Below are 17,386 nucleotides of genomic sequence, written 5' to 3'. Positions count from 1 at the left end.
AGGGCCTTCGCGCCTGCGAAATAAGCAAGCCTGTTTTATCCGTTGCGCTGTTGCATTTGCGTCACGCGACCAGTGACTGTTTTCGATGGGTCAGCGCGTCGCGGCCTGACTTGCATAGCCGGCCGTGGACTGGTCCAGGCTGGACGTCTTGAGCCCATTGGCCCGGCGCGGCGGGAGCGGGGCGCTGGTGGCTGTCGGCGTCGCCGGAACGACCGATGCGATCGGCGCGCTGCCGACACCCTGGTCGGCCGTAGCGCTGGAGCCGCCGCCGAAGACCGGCATGAAGCTGAGCGCGCGTTGCAGCAGGGGCTTTTCCTCTGCGGGAGCCACCGTCGCGACCGGCGTCGAACCCGCGCTTGCGAGAACCGGCGCCTGGAGGGCGTTGCCGGGCGCGACCTTGGCCAGCTGGGTCGCAGCCGGAGCTGCTGCCGGGCGCGGCGCGGCGGCAGGCTTGGCGGCCACTTCCGCCGGGGCGGCGGCGATGGCGGCGAGAACGGCGTCATTGTCGGCCGAAGCGGCGCGGATAGTGGCCTTCGCCTGGCCCTTGTCGTCGAGCACGACGACGCGCGGGCCGATCGACAGGGCGTCGGCGCGGCTGACGCCGACATCTTTCGAGGCCCAGGAAGCGGAGCGGTTGAGCGCGTCGGAGCCGCCGGAGAGCAGCGTCTGCTTGAAGGACGCGTGCTGGTCGCCGTCATCATAGATCAGCCGGATCGCCGGCGTGCCCTTGGCGACCAGCGAGGCGACCTGGACCTCGTCCTGCTGGCGCTTCGCGGCGACGGCGGCCGGAGCCGAGCCGCCGTTGAAGACATAGCGACCGCCGGCCAYGGCGACGGCGGGCTCATTCCGGGTGACCTCGAAATAGTCCGTGCCTTCCTTCAGGTTCTTCCAGAAGGCGATGTTCGGGTCGAGACGGTGCTTGGCGAGGTTCTCAGGCGTCATCCGGAAGGGCAGGGCCTGCATCTGCACGGCGCGCTGGCCAGCATTCTGCGCCTCGCGCACCAGCGCGTAGATCTCGCCGATCTGGTCGTCCGTCATCGAGTAGCAGCCGGCCGAGGAGCAGGCGCCGTGGACCATCAGATGCGCGCCGGTGCGGCCATGCGCCCGGTCATAGGCATTGGGGTAGCCCATGTTGAACGACACGTAATAGGACGAGTTCGGGTTCATCTGCTGGGGCGCGATGGCATAGAAGCCCTCGGGCGCCATGCGGTCGCCTTCGCGCACCTTCGGGCCGAGCTGGCCGGACCAGCGGCACATCGGGAAGGTCTTGAGCAGGGCGTATTGGCCGTCGGCCTTGCGCTTCCAGACCTCGAGCTCCGACTCCTTCTTGTAGGAGCGGATCAGAATGGGCTGATCCTTGCTCATGCCCTTCTCGGACATCAGCGCGTAGGTCGCGGTCGGGATCGGGATGTTGTGCCGGGCGGAGCCGCGATAACGCTCCTCCTCACAGGCCGCCAGCGTCAATGCAACAAAAGCCACTAGCGCGAGTTGCTTGATTGCCACGTCGTCATTCCCATCGAACGGCAGGCCCAGAGTGCGACCTGTGACTTCGCAAGAGGGCCAAATTGTGCCCGTCGACTCGTTGTAGAAGCGTTAGCCTTGAGGGTTCCTTACCATAGGCTTGCCCCGTCTGGCCACATGGTCAACGGCCGGTAAAGAATCCTGCTTTCGCCGGTGCGAGATATCGCGCGCAAAGATTGCTCAGAGATTGCGCCCGATCGCGAGGAATTTTTCGGCGCGTTTTGCAACGATATCCTCGCCGCCGAGGCCGGCGAGATCGCCGAGCGCAGCTGCGATCGCATCGCCCGCGCGGCTGATAGCCGCGTGCGCGTCGCGATGGGCGCCGCCCGTCGGCTCCTGCACGATCCGGTCGATGATCCCGAACTTCAGCAGGTCCTGCGCCGTGATCTTCATGCCGGTCGCCGCGTCCTGCGCGCGGCCGGTGTCGCGCCAGAGGATAGAGGCCGCGCCTTCCGGCGAGATCACCGAGTAGATCGCATGCTCCAGCATGAGCACGCGGCTGGCGGCGGCGATGGCGATGGCGCCGCCCGAGCCGCCCTCGCCGATGACGAGCGCGACGCTGGGGCTGCGCAGCCCGAGCCAGGTCTCGGTCGAACGGGCGATGGCCTCGGCCTGGCCGCGCTCCTCGGCCTCGATGCCGGGATAGGCGCCGGCGGTGTCGACGAAGCTCAGCACCGGCAGGCCGAAGCGGTCGGCCGTTTCGGCGAGGCGCACCGCCTTGCGGTAGCCTTCGGGCTTGGGCATGCCGAAATTGTGCCGGATGCGGGTCTCGGTCGAATCGCCCTTTTCCTGGCCGATGATGCAGACCGGCTCGCCGCGGAAGCGGCCGAAGCCGCCGACGATGGCCTCGTCCTCGCCGAAGGCGCGGTCGCCGGCGAGAGGCGTGAATTCCTCGATCAGCCCGGCGCAGTAATCCTTGAAGTGCGGGCGCTGCGGATGGCGCGCCACCAGCGTCTTCTGCCAGGGCGTCAGCGCCGCATAGATGTCCTTCAGAGCCTGGTTGGCCTTGGCGTCGAGCTTGCCGATCTCTTCCGACAGGGAAATGCCGTCGCCGCGTGCCTCGAGTGCCCGCAATTCATCCGCCTTCGCCTCCAGTTCGGCGACCGGTTTCTCGAAATCCAGATAGCTACGCATCGTGATCCAGTTCAGAATCCGCGCGAAAATCGGGCGGAACAGCGGTTTACGGCACAACCGGCGCGAAAGGCGGCGGACCTTGGCCGCGACCCGGCGAAAATGTCAACCCGTTCGGCTTTCCGTCGGCGCGGCCGCTGCGCGCGGCGTGGGAGCCGGCTGCGGCAGCAGGACCGGCCGCAACGCGAAGCTGCGCCGCGTCGCGCGCAGGGGCGCGCGCCGGTAGAACTGCTTGGTCGCGTCGATGACATGCACGCCCGCAAAGGGCAGCGAGAGGCCGGCCCCGATCTGTTCCCAGACCGGGGCGGAACGCATCAGGAGCCGCCGCTGCAGCGGCGGGACATAAAGCGCCTCCGTCCAATGCTCCGGCGAGAATTCGGCGGCGCGCATCAGGGCGGAGAGCTGCCGGCGGCTGAAGGGGCGGCCCTGGCCGAAGGGCGTGCCGTCCATCCGGGCCCAGAGCCCGCGCCGGTTGGGCACGACCAGGATCATCCGCCCGCCGGGACTGAGGACGCGCGAGACTTCGTCGAGCAGGTCGTCCGGGCTTTCCGTCTCCTCGAGCGCATGGACGAGGACGACCCGGTCGATCGAGGCGGTCGGCAGCGGCAAGAGCGTCGGTTCGACCAGGGCCGAGGCGGAGAGGCCGGGCGTCGGCCAGTTCACGACGCCCTGCGCCGCCGGCATGAAGGCGATGGTCCGCTCGGCCTGCATGCCGAGCACGGAGAGATAGGGCGTCGAGAAGCCGAGGCCGAGGAGCCGCTGGCGCGAGCAGTCCGGCCAGAAGCGCAGCATCGTCCGGCCGATGAAGCGCCGGGCCACATGGCCGAGCGGGCTGGCATAGAAGGCGCGCAGATCGACGACGTCGAGAGGCATGGCGCTTGAGATGGAACGCGCGGCGGCCGAACGCAAGGGCCGCGTGGCAGCAGCGGCAGGTGCCGGCTGCGTTGCTGCGGGTTGATCGGGCGCCGGGCATGGCCCATTCAAGAAGACGATCATTCATCGGCCCGTCGGGCCGACCCTGCCGGAGGAAGCCATGCCGCTCGACCTTCACATCTTCCGCACGCTCAGCGACAACGCCGGCGCGCTGCTCCACGATCCCGGCACCGGCGCCTGCGCAGCCATCGACGTGCCCGATGCCGGCGAGATGCTGGCCGCGGCCCGGCAGAAGGGCTGGACGATCAGCGACATCTTCATCACCCACGCGCATCACGATCACACGCAGGGCGTCGCGGAGGTGAAGCAGGCAACCGGCGCCAAGGTTATCGGCCCGGCTGACGCCCGCGCCAGTGCGCCGCTCGACACGGTGGTCGGCGAGGGCGATGTCGTCGCGCTGGGCGGGGAGCGTTTCGAGACCTGGCATACGCCCGGCCATTCCGACGGCCATCTCAGCTATGTCGGGCGCGGCGCGAAGCTCGCGCTTGTCGGCGACGTCGTCTTCGTCATGGGCTGCGGGCGGGTCCAGCCGGGGCAGATGGACAGGATGTGGGCCTCGCTGTCGCGGCTGATGGCGCTGCCGGGCGATACGCGCCTGCTCGGCGGCCATGACTACACTCTGGCCAATGCCCGTTTCGCCCGGTCGGTCGATCCGGCGAACGAGGCGCTCAAGGCGCGCTTCGCCGAGGCCGAGAAGGCCAAGGCGGAGGGGCGCTTCTGGGCGCTGACCACGGTGGCGGACGAGCAGGCGACCAACCCGTTCTTCCGGGCCGGCGAGGGCGCGCTCGCCGCTTCCGTCGGGCTGGCGGGCGCTTCGGCCGACAAGGTCTTCGCGGCCCTGCGCGAAGCCAAGAACCGGTTCTGACCATGCCGATGCAGCTGGACGGGCTGACGGCGGCGGAGGTCATCCGGCTCCTCGAACTGAAGCCCCATCCCGAGGGTGGCCATTACCGCGAGACCTTCCGCGATCCGGCCGGGCCGGAGGGCAGGGGCTTCTCGACCGCGATCTATTACCTACTCGACACTGGCGAGACCTCGGAATGGCATCGCGTCGATGCCGCCGAGATCTGGCATCACTATGCCGGCGCGCCGCTGGTCATCACGGTCTCGTCGAATGGCCACGACGCCTCGGCTCATTATCTCGGCACTGAGCTTGCCGCCGGCCAAAGGCCGCAATTCGTGGTGCCCGCCGATTGGTGGCAGAGTGCGACCTCGCTCGGCGCCTGGACGCTGGTCGGCTGCACGGTCGCGCCAGGCTTCGAGTTCTCGGGTTTCGAGATGGCGCCGCCGGGCTGGCGGCCGACGCCGCGCAAGCCGGCGGAGGGATGAGATGCTGACGAAGACGGAAGACAGCGCGCTCGTGCTCGGCTGCGAGCGGCGGATCATCAATGCCTGGCCAGCCCTGTCGACGCTCATCGTCGGAGACTGGGCGCTGCGTTTCGCCAATGGCTATTCCGGCCGGGCCAATTCGGCAACGCCGCTGGTCTATGGCGCCGAGCTCGACGATGCGACGCTCGATCTGATCGCGGAACTCTATCGCGCCGATGGGTTGGCGCCGAGCATCCGGCTGACGCCGCTCGTCACCGAGGCGACCCGCGCTGCAGTGCTGGAGCGCGGCTATCGGGTCAAGGACAAGTCCTTCGGCCTCATCGCGCCGCTCGCCGGCCTCGACGTTTCCGAAGAGCCCGAATTGCAGATCGAGGCGCGGCCGAGCCTGGAATGGACCGCCGGCGTCGCCGCTCTCCAGAGCGGCATCAAGACCCATGTCGGCAATCTCGCCGCGATCGTCGAGAAAGTCAGGCTGCCGGCTGCCTTCGCCACCTGGCTGGTCGAGGGCGAGGCCGTCGCCTTCGGCATGAGCGTGGCCGAGCGTGGCATGGCCGAGATCGGCCTGATCTGCGTTCACCCCGATCATCGCGGCCATGGCTATGGCCGCAAGATCGTCAGGGGGCTGCTGGGCTGGGCCGGGGCGATGGGCTGTGGCGATGCCTATCTGCAGGTGGAGCAGAGCAACGCCGTCGCGATCAATCTCTACCGCAGCCTCGGCTTCCGCCAGCTCTATAGCTACGAGACCCGTCTGCTCGACTGAAGCCGTCGTTCTCGGGCTTGTTCCGAGAATCTCTGGCCGGAGACGCCGGAGCCTTCGTGTCACGAGATGCTCGGCTCAAGCCCGAGCATGACGGCGAGCAGCTCAGCGGATCAGCAGCGCCGTGCCATAGAGCCCGACGGCGAACAGGGTGTGGCTGACGAAGTTGAGCAGGCGGATCTGACCGGCATTCGGCTTCTTCGAGGCGGCGACACCCATGCCCATGCCGGGCTGCAGGATGAACCAGCCGCAGCCGATCGTGGCCCAGCCGACGATCAGCGCCGGCAGGAAGGTCGGGTTGCGGGCCCAGTCCGCGCCCCAGATCGCGAGGACGACGCCCGCGAAGGCGATGCCGACGAGATAATGGCAGATCCAGCCGATGGCGAGCTCGCCTGCCACCGGTTCGGATTTGGCGATGTCGGCATGCCACATGCGGCCACGCGGCAGATGGGCGAACCAGCGCCCCGGCATCGCCCAGTTCGGCTTGGGCAGCCCGAAAAGTCGCAGCAGCTGCGCCCAGAGATCGGTGAGCGCCGTCGCGCCTGCCCCGATGACGATCATGCGCAAAATCAGATCAGACACGTTCCGCCCCCAAGGCCGCCTGCCGCGGCTCTTGCCTGTTGGAGCGGCGATTGTGGCGGCGGTCAACTGCAGCGCCTACCTGTCTGCGCGGGGTGCGGGCTGCATGTGGCGCATCGCCCTGGCGTCGGAACCCCGCGCGCCGTTGCCGGGTTGCCTTCGCGAAACCGCGGGGGAGATTCTTCATGGCCACAGCGAATGCCGAACAACCACGCAATGCCGGGACCGGGCCGCATGGCGCTGCCGAGCTGCCCTCGGTCACCGTCACCAGCTACAATCTGGAGGTGCGGGACGATGATGGCTTCGTCGGCGACAAGGCGAGCCGCGGTGCTTTCGTCGAGCATCTCGATGCGCTGCGCAGCCATCTGAAACGCAACGGCGACGATCCGCTGAAGGGCAAGACCGCCGAGATCAGCAAGAAGGAGCTCGATGCGCTGATCAAGGAGGGCGAGGCCGCCGAAGCCGCTCTGGTGCTGAGCGCTGTCGAGGGCTTCGCCCAATCGCTTGCCTTCGTCATCCGCCGCTTCGCGCGCCTGAAGAGCTGGGCCGCTGTCGAGCGCATCGTCGTCGGCGGGGGCTTCCGCGAGAGCCGCGTCGGCGAGCTCGCCATCGCGCGGGCCGCGATCATCCTGCGTACCGATGGCCGCGATCTCGATCTCGTGCCCGTCAGCCATCATCCGGACGAGGCGGGTCTGGTCGGAAGCGCGCATCTTGCGCCGAAATGGATCTTCGAGGCCTTCGACAGCCTCGTCGCTGTCGATATCGGCGGCTCGAACATCCGCGCCGGCATCGTCGAGCTCCGGCAGCAGAAGGCGCCCGATCTGGGCAAGGCCCGTGTCTGGAAATCGGAGCTCTGGCGCCATGCCGATGAGCAGCCGAGCCGCGATGAGGCGATCAAGCGTCTCGGCAAGATGCTGCGGGACCAGATCGCGAATGCCGAGAAGGAGGGCCTGCGCGTCGCGCCCTTCATCGGCGTGGGCTGTCCCGGCCTGATCCAGCCGGACGGGGCGATCGAGCGCGGCGCGCAGAACCTGCCAGGGAACTGGGAAAGCAGCCGCTTCAACCTCGTCGACAGCATCCGCGAACTCGTGCCGGAGATCGGTGATCACGAGACGGAAATCGTGATGCACAACGATGCCGTCATCCAGGGACTGAGCGAGATGCCGGCGATGCAGGACGTCGAAAACTGGGCGGTGCTGACGATCGGGACCGGGCTCGGCAATGCGAGCTATCGCAATCGCACGAGTGCCAAGGAAACCGGCAAAGCAGCAGGCAAACGCTGATCCCGGCATAGGTCATGCCATCTTCAGGTCGTGTTTTGCGGCGATGAGCGGGCCGCAGCCGCGATCTGGCTTGCCATGTCCGCTTGCCATCCGAGGAGCATCCGCTTTGCCGGCCGCCGAATTCCGCTCTCCGTCTTGCCTTGCGCGCAAGGCTGTGCCGAGGGTCGATCCCGAGCCGAATCATCCCGGGGAGCAGGGCTGCACCACCATGGCAGGGCGCATGGCACACGCACCGTTCCATAGCCTGCAGCGGCTTCTGGCCGCCTGCCTGCTGCTCCTCGCGCTGGTTATGGCGGCCGCGGCGCCGTCCTTTGCCCAGACGGCTGCGACCCCTGCCGATCCGAACAGCGCACGGGCGCGGCTCGATGCGGTCCGCACCGAGCTGGCGCAAATTGAGACGACGCTGGCCTCTCCGGAAGCGAGCGATACGGAGCTGCAGCGTCAGCGGATCCGCCTGCAGCCCTCGCTCGATCAGCTGCGCGTCATCATCGCCGAACAGACGCCGCGGGTCGAGCAGGCCAAGCTTCGCCTCGATCAGCTCGGCCCGAAGCCCGATGCCAATGCGCCGCCCGAAAGCGCCGAGATCACGCGTGACCGCGAGGCCCGCGCCAAGGCCTATGCCGACGCCGACGAGACGCTGAAGATCGCCAAGGCGTCGTTGCTTCAGGCGGAGCAGCTCCAGAGCGCAATCGGCGACAAGCGCCGCGAAATCTTCGCCAAGACTCTATTCGCCGCTGGGCCCTCCATCGCCAATCCGGAGGTCTGGAGCAACGCGGTCGCGACGGCGCCTGAGGATCTGCGGGCGTCCGGTTACATCTTCGGCGGCTGGCTGGAAGGGGTGACGGACGCCTTCTCCGGGACGCGCGGTGGTGTGGTCGCTCTGGCTTTGCTCGGCGCCGTCCTGCTCTACGTCGCCCGGGCACGCTATCTGCCGCGTTTCAAGGCGCGCTACAGCAACACGCAGGACGCCGGCAATCTGAATTGCCTCTATATAGCGCTCGCCCATATCGTCGCGGGCGCGGCGCCGCCGGTGCTGGCCAGCTGGCTGATCTACAAGGCGCTGAGCACGACGGGGCTGTTGCCGCCGCGCATCCAGCCGGTGATCTGGGCCCTGGTTGTCGGCCTCGCCTTCTTCGCCTTCGTCCAGGCGCTGGCCGATGCCCTGTTCGCGCCGTCCAGCCCGCAGCGTCGTCTGGTCCGCGTTCTCGACCCGACGGCCCGCAGTGTCGTCTGGATCGCTTCTTCGCTCGCGCTCGTGATGTCGGTCGGCAAGGTCTTCGAGGCCTGGCTCCAGGCGATCGCCGCAGGCCTCGCAATCTCGATCATCGTCAAGGCGTTGTTCGCCATTCTTTTCGCCCTGACGCTGATCGCCGGGCTCTACCAGATTCGCGATGACGACGAGGTCGAGCAGGAGGCTTGCCTCGGCCCCTATGTGCCGGTGGACGGGGCAAGCCTCGGCCCGGTCCGGATTCTCGGCTGGATCATCGGCTTCCTGATCATCGCCTCGGCGCTCAGCGGCTATGTCGTCTTCGCCGCCTTCCTGGCCGAGCAGACGCTCTGGATCGGCGTCGTCGCTTGCCTGTTCCTGCTGGCCTTCCAGTTCATCGATCTCGGCCTTCCACGGCTCCTGACGGGCAAGGGCCGTTTCGCCCTGACGTTGAGGGCCGGCATGGGGCTGCGCAGCACCACGCTGGACAAGGTCGCGGTTATCAGTGTCGGCGTCCTGAAGCTCCTGCTGATCGTCGTTACGGTTCTCATGGTGCTCGCGCCTTGGGGGCTGGAATCGACCGATTTTCTGGTTTCGCTGCGCGCCGCCTTCTTCGGCTTCCAGGTCGGCGGCGTCACGATCTCGCTCTCGACCATCGTCGTCTTCGCCTTCGTCTTCGGGCTCGGCATCGCCGCGACGCGGGGGCTGCAGCGCTGGCTCGACAATCAGTTCCTGCCGACGACGGCGCTCGATCCCGGGTCGCGCAATTCGATCAGCACGGCGGCGGGCTATGTCGGCTATATCGGCGCGGTGGCGATCGCGGTCTCGGCGGTGGGCCTGAGTCTCGAGCGTCTGACGCTCGTCGCTTCGGCACTTTCGGTCGGTATCGGTTTCGGCCTGCAGTCGGTGGTGTCGAACTTCGTCTCGGGCCTGATCCTGCTCTGGGAGCGGCCGATCCGCGTCGGCGATCAGGTCCTGGTCGGCGACATCGAAGGCATCGTCAAACGCATCAATGTCCGCTCGACCGAGATCGCGACCTTCGACCGCTCGACGGTGATCGTCCCGAACTCGAACCTGATTTCGGGCGTGGTGCGCAACCGCGTCCGCAATGACCGGACCGGCCGCGTGCTGATCGCGCTCTCCGTTCCGCGCACCCTGGAGGCGGGGCAGGTGCGGGCTATGCTGTCGGAGGTCGCCGCGAACCATGGCGACGTGATGCAGAAGCCGCCGCCGGTCGTGCAGTTCAAGAAGCTCGGCACCACGACGATGGATTTCGAGCTGGTCTGCGTGGTGGGAGATGTCGAAATCGTCGGGCGCGTGACCAGCGACCTGAACTTTGCCATCCACAAGCGCCTCGCCGATATGGAGCCGGCGGCCGCCACGCCTGAATTGATCGTGCGCGGGCTGGAAGGCGTCGAGCACTCCCTCGACAGCATCGCTACGGCGGTCGGGCGAGATGCGGGCGGGCAGGCGAAGCGGGCGGCGGTGAAGCCGGCCGCGTCTGCCGCTGCTCGTCGTTCCCGCAAGCCGACCGAGGCCGGGGAGAGCGAGGAGGAGACCGCCGAAGCGGCGAAGCCCGCCCCGCTCCCTGTGCACGAATCCGCCAAAGAAGACAGCAAGGAATGATCGGATGCCCAGCCTTTTGCGCCACGCCGCCGGCCGGCGCGCGATGACCTGCCCGGCCGCGCTGGTCGGCGCGCTCGCCCTTCTCGGTGTAGCCGGTTGCACCGAGCCGCAGCGCCAGGGCCAGCCGGCGTTCTATCGCGACCTCGGTTCCGCCTCGGCCCAGGTCGATTCGGAGCAGGCGCGGGCGATGATCTCGGCCTATCGTCTCAATGCCGGGCTCGGCACGCTGAAGCTCGACCCGGCGCTGGTGGAGGCTGCGCAGCGCGAGGCGGCGGCGATGGCCGCCTCCGACAAGCCGGTGCAGGCCGATGCGGTCAAGGCCCGGCTTGCCAGGGAAGGCCAACCGGGGGCCGAGGCCAATCTCTCCGCCGGCTACCGGCGCCTCGCCGAAGCCTTCTCCGGCTGGCGGGACTCGCCCCAGCACGACCGCGTCATGAAGGATGCCAGGGCCAAGCGCATGGGCATCGCGACCGCCTATGCGCCGGGCTCGAAATATCAGGTCTACTGGGCGCTGATCGTCGCGCCGTGACGCAGGAGCACTTCCACGTTTCGCAGAAGCGTGGACGTGCTCCATCTCTATATTTTGCTGCATTTTCTTCACGCGAACCGGCGTTCGCTTCGCTCGAAAATGCTCTGGCGTCGGGGGCTCTCGCTCCCGCCACGGGCTGTCAGCGGCTGCGGGCTGCGCCCCTTACGGCGCGGCGCGGACGAGGCTAGCCTGCGGATCATGCCTCCACGACCCCGCAAGCCCCTTTCCCTGACGACCCAACAGGCCCGGCGCATCTGGCTGCACGCCCAGCGTCTTGATACGCGCGAGCCCTTCGGGGCCGGGCCTGCCGCGGCGCGGGCGGCAGTCGAGCAACTCGGCTATGTGCAGATCGACACGATCAACGTGATCGAGCGCTGCCACCACCACATTCTCTATGCCCGCATTCCCGCTTATCGCCGGGCCGATCTCGCCCATCTGCAATCGGTCGAGAAGAGCGTCTTCGAATACTGGACGCACGCCCTCTCCTACGTGCCGACCCGCGACATCCGCTATTTGCTGCCGGAGATGAAGGCGCATCGCGCGGAACCGAAGCGCTGGTCGGCAGTCGGCGCGCGCGAGGAGACGCGCAAGCTCCTGCGCCGCATCCGCAGGGACGGTGCGCTGACGATCCGCGACATCGAGGAGGAGCTGATCGAGAAGGCGCATCTATGGGCCAGCAAGAAGCCGTCCAAGGGCTTGCTGGAGCGCGCCTTCTACGATGGCGAGCTCGCGATTTCCGCGCGCTCCGGCATGCTCAAGACCTATGAGCTGTTCGACCGGCACTTCCAGTGGGAGAAAAAGCCGACACCGGCGAGCGAGCGGCATGTCACCGCCTACAAGCTCGACCGTGCCCTGAGCGCGCAGGGGCTCGTCAGCCTCGATTCCGCCTGCCATCTCGACGCGCCCAGCAAGAAGGCGGTGGCCGAGCTGATCGCGGCCCGCGTCAAGCGCAGGGAACTTGTCGAGGTTGCGGTGGAGGGCGCCGGCAAGACGCAGCATTGGGCGACGCCCGCATCGCTGGAGTTGTCGGAGGCGCCGGAAGAGACGCTGATCCACATCCTCTCGCCCTTCGATCCGCTGATGATCCAGCGCAAGCGGGCGAAGCTCTTCTTCGATTACGCCCATATCTTCGAGGCCTATCTGCCGAAGGAGAAGCGGGTTTACGGCTATTTCGGCCTCCCGGTACTGGCGGGGGACCGTATCGTCGCGGTGCTCGACCTCAAGACCGACCGCGCCGCCGGCAAGCTCCTGATGCAGCAATGGAGCTGGCTCGACGGTTGTGAGACGCCGGCGCTGAAGGCCGCGATCGAGGAGGAGCTGCAGCGCTTCGAGCGCTTCCAGCTCGGGCGGGGCGAAGCCGAGCTGGAGGCGCTGCCCGAGATCACAAAAATGTCGGCTTGATCGGCGCTGTTGCGCCCATCGGGGGCGGAAGGCGCGAAACGAGCGGATGACGGCGAATTTCCGGACCGGTGATTTCGTGCCGCCGCGGGCTGCGGCCTGAGCCATGCCGGCCGCGAGCCGCATGCGCCGGGCGATGCCCGATCCCGGCCTGCCAACCGCATTGCTCGTCCATGCGGCGCTGCTGGCGTGGCTCGCCTCCGTCGCTATCCAGCAGTTCGACAAGATGCCGGCCTTCGTCGAGCAGAGCGTCGATGTCGAGCTGCAGACGCCCGAGCAGTTCGAGGCGATGATGCGCCCGCCGCCGCCGCCACCCGCGCCGCCGGCCGAGCCTGCTCCGGTGCTGCAGCCGGCTCCGCAACTGCCCCTGCCGTCAGCCCCGGCACCCGCGGAGCCGCGGGCCTCGGCCGAAACGGACGGGCTGGTCCGGCCGCGGCGCCTGCTGTCGCAGCAGGTTCTGGCCGATCCGCGCAGCCGGGAGGCGTTGGCGCTGCTGCCGCGGCTGGCGCCAGATGAGCGCGCCGAGCAGCTTTGCGGGTTGGAGGCGATGGGCCAGATCCATGCCTGGCAACGCAGCTACGAGCCCGACCGCGTCAGTGCCTATGCAACGGCCGACACCCGCTATGCCGGCCATATCATGCGGGCGGAGGGGGCGGCTTTCCGTAGCAGGCGTCGCTGGTACGGATTGCGTTTCGAGTGCACGATTTCCCCCGATCTCAAGCGGGTGACGGCGTTCGCCTTCCAGGTTGGCGATCCGATTCCGCAGGCCCGCTGGGAGGCGCTCGGCCTGCCGGCCGTGCACTGAGGCAGCGCGTCGTCAGGCGCCCAGCAAGTCGATCAGCGGCGGAATCAGCGGCTCGTCGGCCGGCGGCATGGCGAGATCGCGCAGCTTGCCGGGGCGGACCCATTTCAAAGCCTGGCCCTCGCGGGAGGCGACGCTGCCTTCCCAGCGCCGGCAGATATACAGCGGCATCAGCAAGTGAAATTCGGGATAGGCGTAGCTGGCGAAGGTCAGCGGCGCGAGGCAGTCCTCCTTCACGGCGATGCCGAGTTCTTCATGAAGCTCGCGGATCAGCGCCGGCTCCGGCCGCTCGCCCGCTTCGAGCTTGCCTCCGGGGAATTCCCAGAGGCCAGCGAGCGCCTTGCCCTCGGGGCGCCGCGTGACGAGCACGCGGTTGTCGGCATCGATCAAAGCGCAGGCGACGACGAGGAGCAGCTTCACGGAGGTGGGACTCAGTTGCCGGAGAGGATGACCTGGACGGGCTCGGTTTCCTTGCCCGTCAGCGTGACGCTGTCATAGACCAAGCCGCCCTCCCGCGTGAAGGCGTTCTCATCGCCCCAAATCACCTGGGTGGTGACGAAATAGGAGCCCGGCGCGACCTTGTCGAAGGCGAAGCGGCCATTGGCCTCGGCCTTGGTCGTGCGGGTGTATTCGGCATAGGCCGGATCGACCGTGTCAGCAGCCGGGTAGGCGTGATGCGGGACGTATTTGCCCTGGCCGTAGAGATTGGCGAAGCGCTCGCGGGCAAAACCGGTGGCGGGGATGAGGCGCACGACCTGGCCGGCGGCGTTGACCACCGTGCCGCTCGGCTTGGTGCGGAAGGCATGTCCGGCGATGACGCCGTTGCCCGGCTTCTTGATGACGGCAGCCTCGTCCGTGGAGAACGCCACAGTTGCCGGCTGGCGCTCGACGCAGCCAGCCATGGCGGCTCCAGCCAAGATGGCCGCCGCGATAGTCCCGATCCTCATGAGGCCCCCACCTTGCGCGGCGCCGTCGTGACGAGGAAGACGCCGGCCAGGATGATGCAACCGCCCAGGATTTGACGCAACCCCAGGTGTTCATGCAGGACGATGACGCCGAGGATCACCGCCACCGTTGGCACGAGATAGCCGGTCATCGCGGCCCGCGTCGGCCCCGCCGCCCGGATCAGCCGCATGAAGACGGTCACCGGGATAGCGGTGGCGACGATGCCGAGGGCCAGCATCGCCGGCAGATGGCCGCCAAGCGGGACGAAGGCCGCGGGGCCAAGCACGACGAGCGTCAGCGCGGTCGCGATGGTGCCGGAGAACATCTGCTGGCCCAATGCGAGCCGGGCCGGATCGCCCGTCGCGGTCGGCACGGTGCGGACATAGAGATTGGCGACGGCGTAGCTCAGCGTCGCGCCGATCATGGCGAGGACGCTCAGCGCGGTGCCGCCGCCCTCGAACAGCCGAGGGCCGATCAGCAGCGCGACGCCGGTCATTCCAAGCAGGATGCCGCCGAAGCGACGCCGGCTCAGCCGCTCCTCGGAGAAGATGAGGTGGGCGGCAAGCGCGGTGACGAGCGGCCCCGCCGACTGGATCATCGCTGCGGGCCCGCTGGCGAGCTGGATCAGCGCGTAGCCGACGAGCACGTTCGGCAGCCAGCCATTGGTGGTGCCCAGCACGAACCAGGGCAGGATTTCGGCGCGCCGCGGCAAGGGGCTGCGCCCCCGCCCTAGGCTCCAGAGCGACAGCACGGCAGCGCCGAGCAGGCCGCGGCTGGCGGCGATCGCCAGCGCCGAAACCTCGCCGCTCATCAGCTTGATGAACAGGTAGCTCGACCCCCAGAGCAGGGAGCAGATCGCGAGGTTGACGGCGATGAAGCTGCGGCTGGGTTCCTGCTGCGGCGCGGCCTCAGGAGCGATAGTCGCCATTGATCTCGACATAGGCCTTGGTCAGGTCGCAGGTCCAGACCGTGGCCTTGCCGCGTCCGATGCCGAGATCGGCGGTGATGACGATACTGTCGCCCTTCATGTAGTCCGACACCGCCTGCTCGTCATAGGACGGAGCCCGCGCGCCCTGCTTCGCCACGACGATGTCGCCGAAGCCGATATCGAGCCTGTCGCGATCGGCCGGCTCGCCGGCCTTGCCGACGGCCATGACGACGCGGCCCCAATTGGCGTCCTCGCCGGCGATGGCGGTCTTGACCAGCGGCGAATTGGCGATCGAGAGCGCGACCCGCTTGGCCGAGCGGGCCGAGGCCGCGCCGCTGACGCGCACCTCGACGAATTTCCGCGCGCCCTCGCCGTCCTTGCAGACGAGATGGGCGAGTTCGAGCAGGATCGAATTCAGCGCCCGCTTGAAGCCGGAGAGCCGGGAATCGTTGATTTCGGTGATGGCGGGCACGCCGCGCTCGGCCGCCTTGCCGGTGGCGAAGAGCATCAGGGTGTCCGAGGTCGAGGTGTCGCTGTCGACGGTGACCGCATTGAACGAACCCTTCACGCCCTTCGACAGCAATGCCTGGAGCACCGGGGCGGCGATCGGCGCGTCGGTGAAGACGAAGGAGAGCATCGTCGCCATGTCCGGCGCGATCATGCCGGCGCCCTTGGCGATGCCGGCGATGACCACTTCCTTGCCGTCGATCTTGGCCTTGCGGGTCAGCGCCTTCGGGAAGGTGTCGGTGGTCATGATCGCCTTGGCGGCGTCGATCCAGGGGCCCTCAGCGGCACGCTTGGCGCAATCGTCGAGCACGCCCTTGAATTTGGTCGCGTCGAGCGGCTCGCCGATCACGCCGGTCGAGGCGATGAAGACCTCCTGCGGCTTGCAAGCCGCAGCCTTGGCGGCGATCTCGGCGGTGAGCTTGACCGCGTCACGCCCCTTCAGGCCGGTGAAGGCATTGGCGTTGCCGGAATTGACGACGACGGCGCGGGCAGAGCCTTGCGCGAGGTTCTCGCGGCACCAATCGACCGGGGCCGACGGGCATTTCGAGCGCGTGAAGACGCCGGCGACCTGGGTGCCTTCGTCGAGCAGCGCGAACCAGACGTCCTGGCGGCCCTTGTAGCGGATGCCCGCCTCGGCGGTGGCGAAGCGCACGCCCGGAACCGGCGGCACCTTGGGCTGGCGCTTCGGCGCGAGCGGGGAAACGGGGACATCCTTGCCGGCCATCGGAGCTCCTCCTGCGGAGCACTGCTCGAAGACCGGCGAATCGTTTGCTCGCCGGGGCAGTGCGTCTCGTTCAGAAGCCGTCTGCCGCAGGCCGATGACGAAAACAAGAAGGGCGGCCGCAAGGGCCGCCCGCAAAATTGAGGGTTTGCGCCATGCTCGGGCTCGACCCGCGCATCTCTTCCCGGAGATTCTCGGGTCTGCGCTTTGCCTCGCCCGAGAATGACGACGTCGGATCAGTTCTTCTTCGGCTCGGCAGGCTTGGCGGCATCCGGGGCCGGAGCGGCGGGCACCGCCGGCTTGTCGAGGCGCTCGATCTTGGCCTTCTCGCGCATGGCAAGCACGAGGTCCTGCTGGGCCTTGCGCTCGAGATACTGGTCGATCTGCGGCTTCACCGAGGCGAAGTCGGGCAGCGGCTTGGAGCGCTTGTCCTCGAGCCTGATGACGTGCCAGCCGAACTGGCTCTTCACCGGCTCAGAGACCTCGCCCTTCTTCAGCTTGAAAGCGGCCTCGGCGAATTCCGGCACCATGCGGTCCTTGGTGAACCAGCCGAGATCCCCGCCTTCCTTGCCGGAGCCGGGATCCTTCGAAACGTCGGCGGCGACCTTGGCGAAATCCTCGCCCTTCTTCAGCCGCTCGACCACGGCCTTGGCCTGGGCCTCGTCCTCGACGAGGATGTGGCGAGCATGAACCTCTTCCTCGGGCGTCATCGCCTTGGTGGTCTCGTCGAAGAGCTTCTTGGCGGCGTCGGCGGTGACGGCCTTCTTGCCTTCGCGCGTCAGGTACTCGTCGAGCAGCACCTTCTCGCGATAATAGGCGAGGCGGGCCGCGAAATCGGGCGTATCGGTGATCTTGGCGTCGGCCGCGGCCCTGGCCCCGAGCTTGAGGTCGACGAGATAGTTGATGACCTCGTCGCGCTTGCGGTCATCGGGGAGCTGGGCGAGGCGCTCGCCGAGATCCTCGCTGGCAAGCTGGATGTCCTTCTCGGTGATCGCGATGCCGTCGACCTTGGCGACGACCTTGTCGGCCTGGGCGAAGGCCGGTCCAGTCAGCAGCGCGAAGCCGAGGAAGGCAATGAGACGGGCTGAGTTCATGAGTGACGGCCTTTCGTCGGAAAACCCGAGACGCTTTGGCGGCTGCACTGCCAGCTGAACGCGGCAAAGGCAAGGCGGTTCAAGCGATTGCAGCGA

General features: G+C 67.8%; 17 protein-coding genes. 8 read left to right on the top strand and 9 right to left on the bottom strand.

Annotated features, from left to right (window positions below; all coding sequences use genetic code 11):
- Positions 1 to 90: 90 nt before the first annotated feature.
- The 3 genes from AC1DDA_RS19640 to AC1DDA_RS19630 all read right to left on the bottom strand — a co-directional run bounded on the left by AC1DDA_RS19640 (position 91) and on the right by AC1DDA_RS19630 (position 3,525).
- Positions 91 to 1,503 carry a L,D-transpeptidase family protein gene (locus tag AC1DDA_RS19640; RefSeq protein WP_476797024.1) on the bottom strand — a complete coding sequence of 471 codons (1,413 nt, stop codon included), beginning with the start codon at positions 1,501 to 1,503 and terminating at the stop codon, positions 91 to 93.
- Between the two features lie 198 nt (positions 1,504 to 1,701).
- A complete protein-coding gene (locus tag AC1DDA_RS19635; RefSeq protein WP_476797023.1) occupies positions 1,702 to 2,655 on the bottom strand; it encodes an acetyl-CoA carboxylase carboxyltransferase subunit alpha in 954 nt (317 codons plus the stop codon).
- Positions 2,656 to 2,757: 102 nt separating this feature from the next.
- Positions 2,758 to 3,525 (bottom strand): class I SAM-dependent methyltransferase, encoded by a 768-nt coding sequence (locus tag AC1DDA_RS19630; protein ID WP_476797022.1) that lies wholly within the window; start codon positions 3,523 to 3,525, stop codon positions 2,758 to 2,760.
- Positions 3,526 to 3,685: 160 nt separating this feature from the next.
- Here AC1DDA_RS19630 and gloB point away from each other — a divergent pair, with 160 nt between their 5' ends.
- From gloB to AC1DDA_RS19615, 3 genes are read left to right on the top strand one after another with little or no spacing between them, the layout of a single operon-like run.
- The gene (gloB, locus tag AC1DDA_RS19625; RefSeq protein WP_476797021.1) at positions 3,686 to 4,450 is read left to right on the top strand and encodes a hydroxyacylglutathione hydrolase; all 765 of its coding nucleotides are present in this window, start codon (positions 3,686 to 3,688) and stop codon (positions 4,448 to 4,450) included.
- Between the two features lie 8 nt (positions 4,451 to 4,458).
- Positions 4,459 to 4,914 (top strand): cupin domain-containing protein, encoded by a 456-nt coding sequence (locus tag AC1DDA_RS19620; protein WP_476797100.1) that lies wholly within the window; start codon positions 4,459 to 4,461, stop codon positions 4,912 to 4,914.
- Between the two features lies 1 nt (position 4,915).
- Positions 4,916 to 5,674 (top strand): GNAT family N-acetyltransferase, encoded by a 759-nt coding sequence (locus AC1DDA_RS19615; RefSeq protein WP_476797020.1) that lies wholly within the window; start codon positions 4,916 to 4,918, stop codon positions 5,672 to 5,674.
- A 102-nt stretch (positions 5,675 to 5,776) separates the two neighbouring features.
- Here the strand turns inward: AC1DDA_RS19615 and AC1DDA_RS19610 are convergent, their stop codons facing one another.
- Positions 5,777 to 6,253: a DUF2938 domain-containing protein gene (locus AC1DDA_RS19610; RefSeq protein ID WP_476797019.1), complete on the bottom strand. Its 477-nt coding sequence runs from the start codon at positions 6,251 to 6,253 to the stop codon at positions 5,777 to 5,779.
- Between the two features lie 182 nt (positions 6,254 to 6,435).
- Here AC1DDA_RS19610 and AC1DDA_RS19605 point away from each other — a divergent pair, with 182 nt between their 5' ends.
- The 5 genes from AC1DDA_RS19605 to AC1DDA_RS19585 all read left to right on the top strand — a co-directional run bounded on the left by AC1DDA_RS19605 (position 6,436) and on the right by AC1DDA_RS19585 (position 13,098).
- Positions 6,436 to 7,533: an ROK family protein gene (locus AC1DDA_RS19605; protein WP_476797018.1), complete on the top strand. Its 1,098-nt coding sequence runs from the start codon at positions 6,436 to 6,438 to the stop codon at positions 7,531 to 7,533.
- 220 nt (positions 7,534 to 7,753) lie between these two features.
- On the top strand, positions 7,754 to 10,366 hold the full coding sequence (locus tag AC1DDA_RS19600) for a DUF3772 domain-containing protein (protein WP_476797017.1): 2,613 nt from the start codon (positions 7,754 to 7,756) through the stop codon (positions 10,364 to 10,366).
- Between the two features lie 4 nt (positions 10,367 to 10,370).
- Positions 10,371 to 10,895, top strand: coding sequence for a CAP domain-containing protein (locus AC1DDA_RS19595; protein ID WP_476797016.1), 525 nt, complete (start codon positions 10,371 to 10,373; stop codon positions 10,893 to 10,895).
- 198 nt (positions 10,896 to 11,093) lie between these two features.
- Positions 11,094 to 12,296, top strand: coding sequence for a winged helix-turn-helix domain-containing protein (locus tag AC1DDA_RS19590; RefSeq protein ID WP_476797015.1), 1,203 nt, complete (start codon positions 11,094 to 11,096; stop codon positions 12,294 to 12,296).
- A 103-nt stretch (positions 12,297 to 12,399) separates the two neighbouring features.
- Positions 12,400 to 13,098 carry a DUF930 domain-containing protein gene (locus tag AC1DDA_RS19585; protein ID WP_476797014.1) on the top strand — a complete coding sequence of 233 codons (699 nt, stop codon included), beginning with the start codon at positions 12,400 to 12,402 and terminating at the stop codon, positions 13,096 to 13,098.
- A 12-nt stretch (positions 13,099 to 13,110) separates the two neighbouring features.
- Here AC1DDA_RS19585 and mutT read toward each other — a convergent pair whose 3' ends face one another.
- The 5 genes from mutT to AC1DDA_RS19560 form a co-directional block, all read right to left on the bottom strand.
- The gene (mutT, locus tag AC1DDA_RS19580) at positions 13,111 to 13,515 is read right to left on the bottom strand and encodes an 8-oxo-dGTP diphosphatase MutT (protein WP_476797013.1); all 405 of its coding nucleotides are present in this window, start codon (positions 13,513 to 13,515) and stop codon (positions 13,111 to 13,113) included.
- A gap of 11 nt (positions 13,516 to 13,526) precedes the next feature.
- Complete coding sequence (locus tag AC1DDA_RS19575; protein WP_441511636.1) at positions 13,527 to 13,997, bottom strand: carboxypeptidase regulatory-like domain-containing protein; 471 nt, start codon at positions 13,995 to 13,997, stop codon at positions 13,527 to 13,529.
- A gap of 41 nt (positions 13,998 to 14,038) precedes the next feature.
- Complete coding sequence (locus tag AC1DDA_RS19570) at positions 14,039 to 14,968, bottom strand: DMT family transporter (protein ID WP_476797012.1); 930 nt, start codon at positions 14,966 to 14,968, stop codon at positions 14,039 to 14,041.
- Positions 14,949 to 16,199 carry a bifunctional glutamate N-acetyltransferase/amino-acid acetyltransferase ArgJ gene (gene argJ, locus AC1DDA_RS19565; RefSeq protein ID WP_476797011.1) on the bottom strand — a complete coding sequence of 417 codons (1,251 nt, stop codon included), beginning with the start codon at positions 16,197 to 16,199 and terminating at the stop codon, positions 14,949 to 14,951. Before argJ ends, AC1DDA_RS19570 begins: the two co-directional genes overlap by 20 nt.
- Before the next feature lie 233 nt (positions 16,200 to 16,432).
- On the bottom strand, positions 16,433 to 17,290 hold the full coding sequence (locus tag AC1DDA_RS19560) for a peptidylprolyl isomerase (protein WP_476779563.1): 858 nt from the start codon (positions 17,288 to 17,290) through the stop codon (positions 16,433 to 16,435).
- Positions 17,291 to 17,386: the final 96 nt, after the last annotated feature.

This window comes from Allobosea sp. 10N428, assembly GCF_056394545.1.
The sequence above is the reverse complement of the archived record's forward strand: the minus strand, read 5'-3'. Positions and strand labels throughout refer to the sequence as shown.

Coding starts and splice junctions, on each gene's coding strand:
- gloB (WP_476797021.1), top strand. CDS start 3,686: ATGCCGCTCGACCTTCACATCTTCCGCACGCTCAGCGACAACGCCGGC.
- AC1DDA_RS19570 (WP_476797012.1), bottom strand. CDS start 14,968: ATGGCGACTATCGCTCCTGAGGCCGCGCCGCAGCAGGAACCCAGCCGC.
- AC1DDA_RS19615 (WP_476797020.1), top strand. CDS start 4,916: ATGCTGACGAAGACGGAAGACAGCGCGCTCGTGCTCGGCTGCGAGCGG.
- AC1DDA_RS19575 (WP_441511636.1), bottom strand. CDS start 13,997: ATGGCTGGCTGCGTCGAGCGCCAGCCGGCAACTGTGGCGTTCTCCACG.
- AC1DDA_RS19630 (WP_476797022.1), bottom strand. CDS start 3,525: ATGCCTCTCGACGTCGTCGATCTGCGCGCCTTCTATGCCAGCCCGCTC.
- AC1DDA_RS19635 (WP_476797023.1), bottom strand. CDS start 2,655: ATGCGTAGCTATCTGGATTTCGAGAAACCGGTCGCCGAACTGGAGGCG.
- AC1DDA_RS19620 (WP_476797100.1), top strand. CDS start 4,459: ATGCAGCTGGACGGGCTGACGGCGGCGGAGGTCATCCGGCTCCTCGAA.
- argJ (WP_476797011.1), bottom strand. CDS start 16,199: ATGGCCGGCAAGGATGTCCCCGTTTCCCCGCTCGCGCCGAAGCGCCAG.
- AC1DDA_RS19600 (WP_476797017.1), top strand. CDS start 7,754: ATGGCACACGCACCGTTCCATAGCCTGCAGCGGCTTCTGGCCGCCTGC.
- AC1DDA_RS19595 (WP_476797016.1), top strand. CDS start 10,371: ATGCCCAGCCTTTTGCGCCACGCCGCCGGCCGGCGCGCGATGACCTGC.
- AC1DDA_RS19605 (WP_476797018.1), top strand. CDS start 6,436: ATGGCCACAGCGAATGCCGAACAACCACGCAATGCCGGGACCGGGCCG.
- AC1DDA_RS19560 (WP_476779563.1), bottom strand. CDS start 17,290: ATGAACTCAGCCCGTCTCATTGCCTTCCTCGGCTTCGCGCTGCTGACT.
- AC1DDA_RS19590 (WP_476797015.1), top strand. CDS start 11,094: ATGCCTCCACGACCCCGCAAGCCCCTTTCCCTGACGACCCAACAGGCC.
- AC1DDA_RS19585 (WP_476797014.1), top strand. CDS start 12,400: ATGCCGGCCGCGAGCCGCATGCGCCGGGCGATGCCCGATCCCGGCCTG.